Genomic DNA, 10,049 nt, shown 5'->3' with positions numbered 1-10,049 from the left:
ACAAACATTGCAACTAATACGACTGATATTGCAACTAACACAGCAGCTATAGCAACCAATACAACTGACATTGCAACTAATACAACTGATATTGCTACAAATACAGCAGCTATTGCAACTAACACAACTAATATTGCAACTAACACAGCAGCTATAGCCACCAATACAACAAACATTGCTACAAACACAACAGCAATATCAACTAATACAACAAACATTGCAACTAATACGACTGACATTGCAACTAACACAGCAGCTATAGCCACCAATACAACAAACATTGCTACAAACACAACAGCAATAGCAACCAATACAACGGACATTGCAACTAATACAACTAATATTGCAACTAATACAGCAGCGATAGTAACCAATACAACGGATATTGCAACTAATGCAACTAATATTGCTGCTAATACATCAGCTATAGCAACAAATACTACAAACATTGCAACTAATACGACTGACATTGCTACAAACACAACAGCAATAGCAACCAATACAACGGACATTGCAATTAATACAACTAATATTGCAGCAAATACAGCAGCTATTGCAACCAATACAACTAATATTGCTACAAATACAACAAACATTGCAACCAATACAACGGACATTGCTGCAAATACAACTGCTATAGCAACCAATACCACGGATATTACCACTTTGAAAACTTTAGAAAGCGGAAAAATATATGTTGGTAACGCATCAAACGAAGCAACCCAAGTAAGACCAACAGGAGACATTACGATTACAAACACAGGGGTGACTACAATTGCTAATGATGCAGTAACTACTGCTAAAATTACTGATGCAAACGTTACCTCGACAAAATTAGCAGTTGATGCTGTTGAAACAGCGAAAATTAAAAATGGTAATGTTACTTATGCAAAAATTCAAAATGTTAGTGCAACAGATAAAGTTTTAGGAAGAGTAAGCGCAGGCGCTGGAGTAATTGAAGAAATTTCGACTACTGGAAGTGGTGATGTGGTGAGAGCTACTTCTCCAACATTAGTTACTCCAAATTTAGGAACTCCTTCAGCAATTGATTTGGCAAATGCAACTGGCTTACCTATTGACACTGCTGTAACAGGAATTTTAGATGTAACTAATGGAGGAACAGGTTCAGCTACTAAAAACTTTGTGGATTTGACTGAAAATCAAACAATTGGTGGTATTAAAGATTTTACTTCTAACGCCACTTTCAATGGGCAATCAATAGGTAAAGGAAATGCTTCTGGGGGTGACAACTTAGCCGTTGGAGCAGGAGCTATGAATGCAGTGAGTACAGGGGTTAGAAATACAGCTATTGGAAATTCAGCTATGCAAAATTATGTTGGAACAAGTTTCGATAATAATACAAGTATAGGTTATGCAAATTTAGTTGCCTTAACAACAGGTTCTGGAAATACCTCTATCGGTGCAGAATCTATGATGGCCTTAACAACAGGGGAAGAAAATACATCAATTGGAAATCAATCTTTAATTAATACTACAGGAAGTAATAATGTTGGAGTTGGAAAACGTTCTGGAGATGCAAATACTACAGGAAATAACAATACAATTATTGGAACAAATGCCAATTTGGTAGCCAATAATTTAAACAACGCTACTGCATTAGGATATGGAGCGGTTGTTGGTTCAAGTGATACTGTTCAATTAGGAAATACAGATGTAACATCAGTAAATACAAGCGGAAAATTAACGACTGGTGCTGTAACTTATCCAAATACAGATGGAACTGCAAATCAAGTTTTATTAACTAACGGAAGTGGCGTGGCATCTTTTGGCCCCATCCCTACTTTAAATCAAAATACCACGGGTACGGCTGCAAATGTAACTGGTACAGTTGCGATTACTAATGGTGGAACTGGTCAAACAACTAAAACCGCAGCTTTTGACGCCTTGTCACCAATGACAACTGCTGGTGATATCATTTATGGTGGAACCAGTGGAACGGGAACTAGTTTAGCTAAAGGAACTGACGGACAAGTATTAACTCTCGCTAGTGGTTTACCAAGTTGGGTAGCTCCTACTGGTGTGACAACGATGGCAGCCATTGGTAGTACACCTAATGCAAATGGTGCCACCATCTCGGGTGTCAACTTAAACTTACAACCCGCAAATGCTAGTTTTGGAGGGGTAGTTTCTACAGGAACTCAAACATTTGCAGGTGCAAAAACGTTTAGTAACGATATTAGTGTGAATGAAAATAAATTTGGAAGAGGTGCAGGATCAACTGGTAGTAGAAATATTGCAATTGGTATTAATCCATTAAATAGTAATACTTTAGGAACTTGGAATACAGCTGTAGGAGCTTACGCACTTCAATTTAATACTACAGCTTCCTACAATACTGCTATTGGTAATGAAGCAATTAGTAATGCAATTCCAGGAAATAATAATACTGGTATTGGTAATAGAGCATTAATGAATACAATAGGTAGTTCAAATACAGCAGTTGGTAATAATGCATTATTAAATTCAACAACAGGTAATGAAAATACTGCGATTGGTAATGATGCTTTGAAAAGTAATACTACTGGTTACAGTAATATTGGTATAGGTGTTCTTGCAGGTGCAAACACTACTTCTGGTTTTGAAAATATATCGATTGGAAAACAAGCTTTACAACAAAATACAACAGGTTATACAAATGTTGCCATTGGAACAGGTGCTATTGATTTTATTACCACGGGCAACAATAATACTGTATTAGGTGGTTTTGCAGGACGTTATGCTGGTTCAGGAACAATAAATACCACAACATTAAATAATAGTATGTTGTTAGGATATGATACCAGACCAAAATTAGACAATGATTCAAACGAAATTGTTATTGGTAATAGTACAGTTGGAAATGGTTCAAATACTACAACAATTGGTAATGCCAATACAACTGATACTTATATTTATGGAAATCTTAATGTAACAGGGCAGATTAAATTAAATAATGCTGTTTTGAGTAAATCAGCTACTTATGCTTTTCAAACTACTGACAATGCTAATTTATTAGTGTTTTCAGGTTCAACAGCTGGGCAAACTATTACATTACCAAGTGCGATAACAGTTGGTGCTGGAAGAGAAATTACTATTAAAAACATTGCAAGTGTATCGGTTTCTGTTGCCTCAGCAGCTGGAAATTTAATTTCAGATAGCACTACTACTGGAGCAACATCATTATCTATTGGCGTTGAACCATCTAATAACTGGATTAAAGCCATTTCAACAGGTGCGAACTGGATTATTTTAAGAGCCTTATTTTAATCGATAGCGTAGTCAATATGAAAAAAGTAATACTTGTTTTAGCCTTTTTTTTGGTATTCCTAAATGGGAATGCTCAAACGGGTATTGGTACTAGTACACCTGCAGTGAAACTACACGTCAAGTCTAACGGTCCTATTTTTAGACTAGAAGGAACTGACCATGCTTATTTGGAATGGTATCCACAGGGCTCCATTACACGCTACGGCTATATGGGTTTTCCCAATGCAAGTTCAACTCAGCTCACTTTTATGAATCAATTTTCAACAGGTTCGATGGCATTTGGTACTAATGGAACCAACAAAATGGTTTTGAATTCAGATGGAAAATTAGGTATTGGAACTGCCACCCCAACCACATCACTACATATCGAAAATGGAAATACTTTTGGATCCCCATCTAGTACGACTAGCCCAAGTATTTATTTATTTAATAACAATAATGCATCTTCGACAGCAAATTCTACCATTAGTGTAAGAACCGCCGGTACAGGTGGCGGAAAGCCCTATTATAGTTTGGATGTAAACGGGTTTTATGGTTATAGTATGGGCATTAATAACCCAACAGATCAATTAATCATTAATGCAAGTTGGGATTTTAACACCACTGCTACAAATAATGCTATAATTATAAACAGAACAGGACAAACAAGAGTAGCTATTCCATATTACGGTGGGTCTTACCAAAATGATTGGGTAAGTGGATGGGGTGGCGGTCTTGCTACTTATGATATTTCGGCAAGTGGCATATATTATAATGTATTGGTTCAACGTTCAGATAGGAGGTTAAAAAATAGCATCAATGAACTTGGTAATAATGTAGTTGAAAGATACCTTAAACTTAGGCCTATTAACTACTTGTGGAATCAGGATAAACCAAGAGACACAAATTTACAATATGGCTTAATCGCACAGGAAGTAGAACTTTTATTTCCTGAAATGGTTTCAACCGCTACAGATAGTATGCAAACTAAGTCAGTGAACTATCAAGCATTACATGCAATTTCTCTAAAAGTAATTCAAACCCAGCAAGCCGAAATTGAGACCTTGAAAAAGAAACAAGCGGATATAGAGGCCAGATTGCTTTTGCTAGAAACTAAAAAATAATACTATGAAAAGATTTCAACTGCTTGTCTTATTGATTTTTTCAATGTCAATATTTGCCCAAACAGGCATAGGAACAACTACACCAGTTAACAAACTACAAGTAGAAACTACTACCGCTGATCCAGCAACTTCTGGGGCTACTGCTAATGGAAATTTCCGATTAAGCGGTACTTCAGGGAGTCATGTGTTGGATTTTGGTTTGAGTAGCACGAGCACCTATTCATGGCTACAATCACGTTCGCGGACGGCTTACGGAACTAATTTTGATTTAATATTAAACCCAAATGGAGGTAATGTTGGAATTGGTTCTACCTCTACTGGGGATAGATTGGTGATTGGCTCTTCTGTTTCATTGCATGATGGTGGCAATAAGGTTATTGGACTAGGTTGGAGCCCGGGTTCTGGACAAGCTTTACTTTCTGGTTTCCCTGCTGAAATTCGATTAGATCCAAGTTCAGGACGATTGAGTTTTGGCACTTCTGCTAGTTTATTTGCAACAGGTACTACTGCAATTGTGCAACAAAGAATGGCTATTACATCACAAGGAAATGTTGGGATTGGTAATAATGCACCAGGTGCTACTTTAGAAATAGGTTCTAGCAATGGTTCTGTCCCTGGAAATTTAATCTTAAACCCTACTACAACTGGAACAGGAGTAGAAGGTGCAGAAATAAATTTAAGACCAGCTCCAGTAGCAACTTCTCCCGCAGCACAAACATGGGCAATTGATCAAGTATCAGATGCTAATAATCCAAGATTGCGTTTTTTTCCTGGCAATTCTGGGGAGACCAAAGGCTTTACCATTAAGGATAATGGGTATTTTGGCATCGGTACTGCTAGCCCTCGAGCTAAGTTACACATTCAATCTGCCGACAATACTTCTGTATATATTGAAAGTACAACAACTGATAATAATGGGATGGTTGTATTAAATGCCAATACCAATCTAAACTGGCCTTCAAATTGGCATGAATTTATGTATTTTCAAAACCAAGGAACTAATATTGGAGGTATTCTTGGTACAAGTAACGGAACACAAGTTATTTTTAGCACAACTTCTGACTATCGCCTTAAAACAGATTTTAAATCTTTTAATGGTTTAGATGTTGTAAATAAAATTAAAACTTATGATTACGCATGGAAATCAGATCAATCTCGAATGTATGGGGTAAAAGCACATGAATTACATGAAGTTCTTCCTTATGCCGTCACGGGAAATAAAGATGCTGTCGATGTACAAGGAAAAATTATTCCTCAAATGGTAGATTACAGTAAACTGACACCTATTTTAGTAAAAGCTATTCAAGAACAAGATTTGAAACTAAATGAACAACAAATTCAAATTGATTTTTTAAAACAGCAACTTATTATTATTGCAGAAAAACTTAAATCATTAGAAAATTCTAAATAAAAAAATAGTAAATTTTCTTTGCTATAAAATTATTACTATTTTTATCAAAAATAAATTCAAAATGAAAAAAAATATTTTATTCATAGTTACACTAGCAATGTTAACTGTAAGTTGTTCGACTGCGCAAAAAGCTACTAAAGTAGCCGATGTAGAAACCTATAAAAATAGTATTACTTCGGCAGAATTGAGCAAACACCTTTACATTGTTGCTGATGACAATATGGAGGGCAGAAATACAGGTGAACCAGGACAAAAAAGAGCGGGTGAATATTTAATCACAGAATACAAAAAAAATGGAATCAGTTTTCCTCCTGGGGCAACAGATTTTTATCAAAAAGTACCTTCTGAATTCATGAAGCGTGGTTTTGCACCTAAATTAAATGATTCTGAAAATATTTGGGCCTTTATTGAAGGAACTGAAAAACCAAATGAAGTGCTCGTTATTTCTGCCCACTATGACCACGTGGGAATGAAAAATGGAGAAGTTTTCAATGGAGCTGATGATGATGGCTCTGGTACCGTAGCACTTTTAGAAATTGCACAAGCATTCCAAAAAGCAAAAAATGATGGTTTTGGACCCAAACGCTCTATCCTATTCTTACACGTAACTGGTGAAGAACATGGTTTACATGGATCACGTTTTTATTCAGAAAATCCTTTATTTCCTTTAGAAAACACTATCGCAGATATTAATATTGATATGATTGGAAGACGCGATACATTGCATCCAAAAACAAATAATTATGTTTATGTAATTGGTTCAGATCGATTGAGTAGTGAATTACATTCCATCAACGAAGAAGTTAATGCAAAATATACCCAACTTGAATTAGACTATAAATACAACGACCGTAAAGATCCTGAGCGTATTTATTTTCGCTCAGATCATTACAATTTTGCAAAAAAAGGTATTCCTGCTATTTTCTTTTTCAATGGTATTCACGCCGATTATCATCAGTCGTCTGATACACCCGATAAAATTGAATATGATGCTTTAGCTAAAAGAGCTCAATTAGCCTTTGTACTGGCCTGGGAACTTGCCAATAGACCTGAACGAATCAAAGTTGATCGAGACGGAAAATAACAACACTATAAAAGCATTTGAAATTCAAATGCTTTTTTTTTATAGATACTTTTTTAATTCGGTGGCGTCAATATGCTCATGAGAAGTATGATACACCACTACACTATTCTTAAGCAATAGTATTTGGGGCGATTGATGTTGTACCTTAAATTGAAAAGCTAATTCATTTGAAATATCCCGGTGATTTAATAAATCTAAATAATAGGGAGCTATTTTATCGTGCAAATCAAATTCACTCTCAAATTGCTTTAAAGCAAATCTACTAATACTACATCGGGTACTGTGCTTAAAAATTAAAATGGGTTGAATTTCAGATTGGATTTCAAGTAATTCCAATTGGTCCATCGAAGTAAGTTCATTCCAGTGCATAAATATTATTTTTTAAGTGCCAATTTTAGTCACTATTTATCAAAAAAAGAAGTTTTTTATTAAATTTAAAGTAATTTTGATTGATTTTAAACCAAAGAATACTCAAAAAACTTCAAATTGTCTAGTTATTTACTTTGGAACACATATTGTCCATTTCATACAAAAGTAAACAACTTACAACAAAAAAATAAATTTAACATTGAAATTTATATGCTACAACTCAACTTCTCCCCTTTTCCACTTCTCGAATCGGAACGATTACGATTCAGAAAATTAACCAATGAAGATGCTCCTGAAATTTTAGTACTAAGAGGAAATCCCGAAACTATGAAATTTATTCCAAGACCTTTGATTAAAGATATCGAAGGCGCATTGGAACACATTAAAATGATAAATGACAAAATAGACGAAAATATTGATATCAACTGGGCAGTAACCCAAAAAGGAAGCGATAAATGCATCGGAATAATGGGTTTTTACAGAACGCAACCCGAACATCATAGAACTGAATTAGGCTATATGATTACAGCTGAACATTGGTGCAAAGGTTATGTCACTGAGGCAGTAACTGTTTTATTAGATTTTGCTTTTAATTCACTACGATTTCATTCTATCGAAGCCGTAATTGATTCAAGACACACAGCTTCTGAGCGTGTTTTACAAAAAGTTGGATTTATAAAAGAAGCGCATTTCAAAGAAAATTTTTATTACAACAATGAATTTACTGATACTGTAATTTATAGTTTGTTAAAACGTAATTTCATTAAACACTAGTTTCTTTTAAAATTATCAATTTTTAAAGTAACTTTGCCCTTCATGCAAAAGACAATTAACATACTCAATAAAAGAGCAAAATTCGACTACGAAATTCTTGATAAATATTCGGCAGGGATTGTTTTAACTGGTACCGAAATTAAATCCATTCGATTAGGAAAAGCTTCCATTACCGAAAGTTTTTGCGAATTTCATGATGGCGAACTTTTTGTCATCAATTCAAATATTGAAGAGTATTTATATGGAACGCATTACAATCATAAAACCAAAAGTGAACGAAAACTTCTGTTAAATAAAAAAGAATTAAAAAAATTAAACAAAGATTCAGAAAATAAGGGACTAACAATTGTTCCGCTTCGATTGTTTACCAATGAAAAAGGATTAGCAAAACTAGAAATTGCACTTTGCAGAGGTAAAAAGAACTACGATAAACGCGAATCTCTAAAAGAACAGGACACCAAAAGAGATTTAGATCGAATAAAAAAGGCTTTTTAGCTTTTTTTTACCAAAAATTATGACTAATTTTGTCATGATATTTTAAGTCATATAGTAATGAAAACAATTTTAAAAACTGCAAGAGAGCAAAAAAACATCAAAACCAGAGAGCTAGCACAACTTTTAGGTATTGATCAGGCACTCATTAGTAAATTTGAAAATGGCTCGAGAAAACCAACTCGAGATCAAATTGCAAAATTAGCATCAGTACTTGAAATTAATTACGAAGAATTAATGATTGCTTGGCTGAAAGAAAAAATATATGCTGAAATTGGTGATGATCACTTTGCATATGAAGCAATTCATCAAGTTAAAGAAGAAATGGCTAATTATGCTTCTTTTAAGCGCGCTCCATTATCAACAAAATTAGAACAAATTTTAAAAGAAATTGATGGTTTAAAAAATGAATTAAATCAATTTAGAGAATATGATAGTTTTAGAATTTCTCAAGCATTGGAACTTGAATATACTTTTGAAAGCAATAAAATTGAAGGAAATACTTTAACCTTAAAAGAAACCGATTTAATTGTGAATGAAGGATTAACTATTTCAGGGAAAAGTATGCGCGAACATCTTGAAGCAATTAATCATCAAGAAGCAATTGCTTATATTAAAGAGTTAATGGATAAAAATAACTCAATTATTGAGCGAGAAATTTTATGCATTCACAATTTAATATTAAGAGGAATTTATCCAGAAGACGCAGGAAAATACAGAAAAGTTCAAGTGATGATAAAAGGAAGTTCGCACATGCCACCGCAACCTTTTATAGTAGCAAAAGAAATGGAAGAATTGTTTATTTGGTATCAAACTAATAAAAACAATTTACACCCTGTAATTTTGGCTGCAGAAATGCACGAAAGATTAGTTACTATTCATCCTTTTATAGATGGAAATGGAAGAACTTCTAGATTGTTAATGAATTTGATTTTATTGCAACACGGCTATGTAATTGCAAATATAAAAGGAACACATGAAAGTAGAATGAGCTACTACAATGCACTAGAAGCATGTCAAGTTGAAAATAATAAAGAGCATTTTTTATTATTTATCGCTCAAACAGAAAAAGAATGTTTGGAAAGATATCTTTCGATAATTAAACCTAATTAATCCCGAAATATCGGGATTAATTTTTATTTTCTAGTAACGGAACAAATTTAAAATCTCCAAATTCTTGTTTTTCAAATTGTGTTTCGTTTTTACGAATCAACAAAGTCATGATTTGTTCTTTTTCTCCCACTGGAATGACTAATCTTCCACCTATTTTTAGTTGCGCCATCAATGCCTTTGGAATAACAGGTGCACCTGCTGTTACAATAATACTATCAAACGGAGCTGCCTCAGGCAATCCTTTATAACCATCTCCAAATACCATTTTTTTGGGATGATATCCTAGCTTTGGTAACTCGCGTGAAGCATTTTTAAACAATTTATTTTGTCGCTCAATACTATATACACTTGCACCTAATAAACAAAGCACCGCTGTTTGATAACCACTTCCGGTTCCTATTTCCAATACTTTATCCCCTTTTTTTATTTCTAAAAG

At 34.2% G+C, this 10,049-nt stretch carries 9 protein-coding genes; 7 read left to right on the top strand and 2 right to left on the bottom strand.

The window, feature by feature from the left end:
• From ACIQZC_RS06420 to ACIQZC_RS06405, 4 genes are all read left to right on the top strand, one after another.
• A partial coding sequence (locus ACIQZC_RS06420; RefSeq protein WP_396138412.1) for a beta strand repeat-containing protein occupies nt 1–3,267 on the top strand: 3,267 nt, incomplete at its 5' end.
• 17 nt (nt 3,268–3,284) lie between these two features.
• Nucleotides 3,285–4,370 carry a tail fiber domain-containing protein gene (locus ACIQZC_RS06415; protein ID WP_396138411.1) on the top strand — a complete coding sequence of 362 codons (1,086 nt, stop codon included), beginning with the start codon at nt 3,285–3,287 and terminating at the stop codon, nt 4,368–4,370.
• A 4-nt stretch (nt 4,371–4,374) separates the two neighbouring features.
• Nucleotides 4,375–5,781, top strand: a complete 1,407-nt coding sequence (locus ACIQZC_RS06410) for a tail fiber domain-containing protein (protein WP_396138410.1) — start codon at nt 4,375–4,377, stop codon at nt 5,779–5,781.
• A gap of 61 nt (nt 5,782–5,842) precedes the next feature.
• Entirely contained in the window at nt 5,843–6,865 is a 1,023-nt protein-coding gene (locus tag ACIQZC_RS06405) for a M28 family metallopeptidase (protein WP_396138409.1), read from the top strand.
• A 39-nt stretch (nt 6,866–6,904) separates the two neighbouring features.
• Here ACIQZC_RS06405 and ytxJ read toward each other — a convergent pair whose 3' ends face one another.
• A complete protein-coding gene (ytxJ, locus tag ACIQZC_RS06400) occupies nt 6,905–7,234 on the bottom strand; it encodes a bacillithiol system redox-active protein YtxJ (RefSeq protein WP_396138408.1) in 330 nt (109 codons plus the stop codon).
• A 210-nt stretch (nt 7,235–7,444) separates the two neighbouring features.
• Here ytxJ and ACIQZC_RS06395 point away from each other — a divergent pair, with 210 nt between their 5' ends.
• From ACIQZC_RS06395 to ACIQZC_RS06385, 3 genes are read left to right on the top strand one after another with little or no spacing between them, the layout of a single operon-like run.
• On the top strand, nt 7,445–8,008 hold the full coding sequence (locus ACIQZC_RS06395) for a GNAT family N-acetyltransferase (RefSeq protein WP_396138407.1): 564 nt from the start codon (nt 7,445–7,447) through the stop codon (nt 8,006–8,008).
• A gap of 42 nt (nt 8,009–8,050) precedes the next feature.
• Nucleotides 8,051–8,503 carry an SsrA-binding protein SmpB gene (gene smpB, locus ACIQZC_RS06390; RefSeq protein ID WP_396138406.1) on the top strand — a complete coding sequence of 151 codons (453 nt, stop codon included), beginning with the start codon at nt 8,051–8,053 and terminating at the stop codon, nt 8,501–8,503.
• A 57-nt stretch (nt 8,504–8,560) separates the two neighbouring features.
• Nucleotides 8,561–9,613: a Fic family protein gene (locus ACIQZC_RS06385; protein ID WP_396138405.1), complete on the top strand. Its 1,053-nt coding sequence runs from the start codon at nt 8,561–8,563 to the stop codon at nt 9,611–9,613.
• Between the two features lie 16 nt (nt 9,614–9,629).
• Here the strand turns inward: ACIQZC_RS06385 and ACIQZC_RS06380 are convergent.
• Nucleotides 9,630–10,049: protein-L-isoaspartate O-methyltransferase (locus tag ACIQZC_RS06380; protein WP_396138404.1), on the bottom strand; the 420-nt coding region annotated here is incomplete at its 5' end.

Source organism: Flavobacterium sp. (assembly GCF_044338735.1).
Classification (GTDB): Bacteria; Bacteroidota; Bacteroidia; order Flavobacteriales; family Flavobacteriaceae; genus Flavobacterium.
This window is presented reverse-complemented; position numbering and strand designations above follow the sequence as displayed.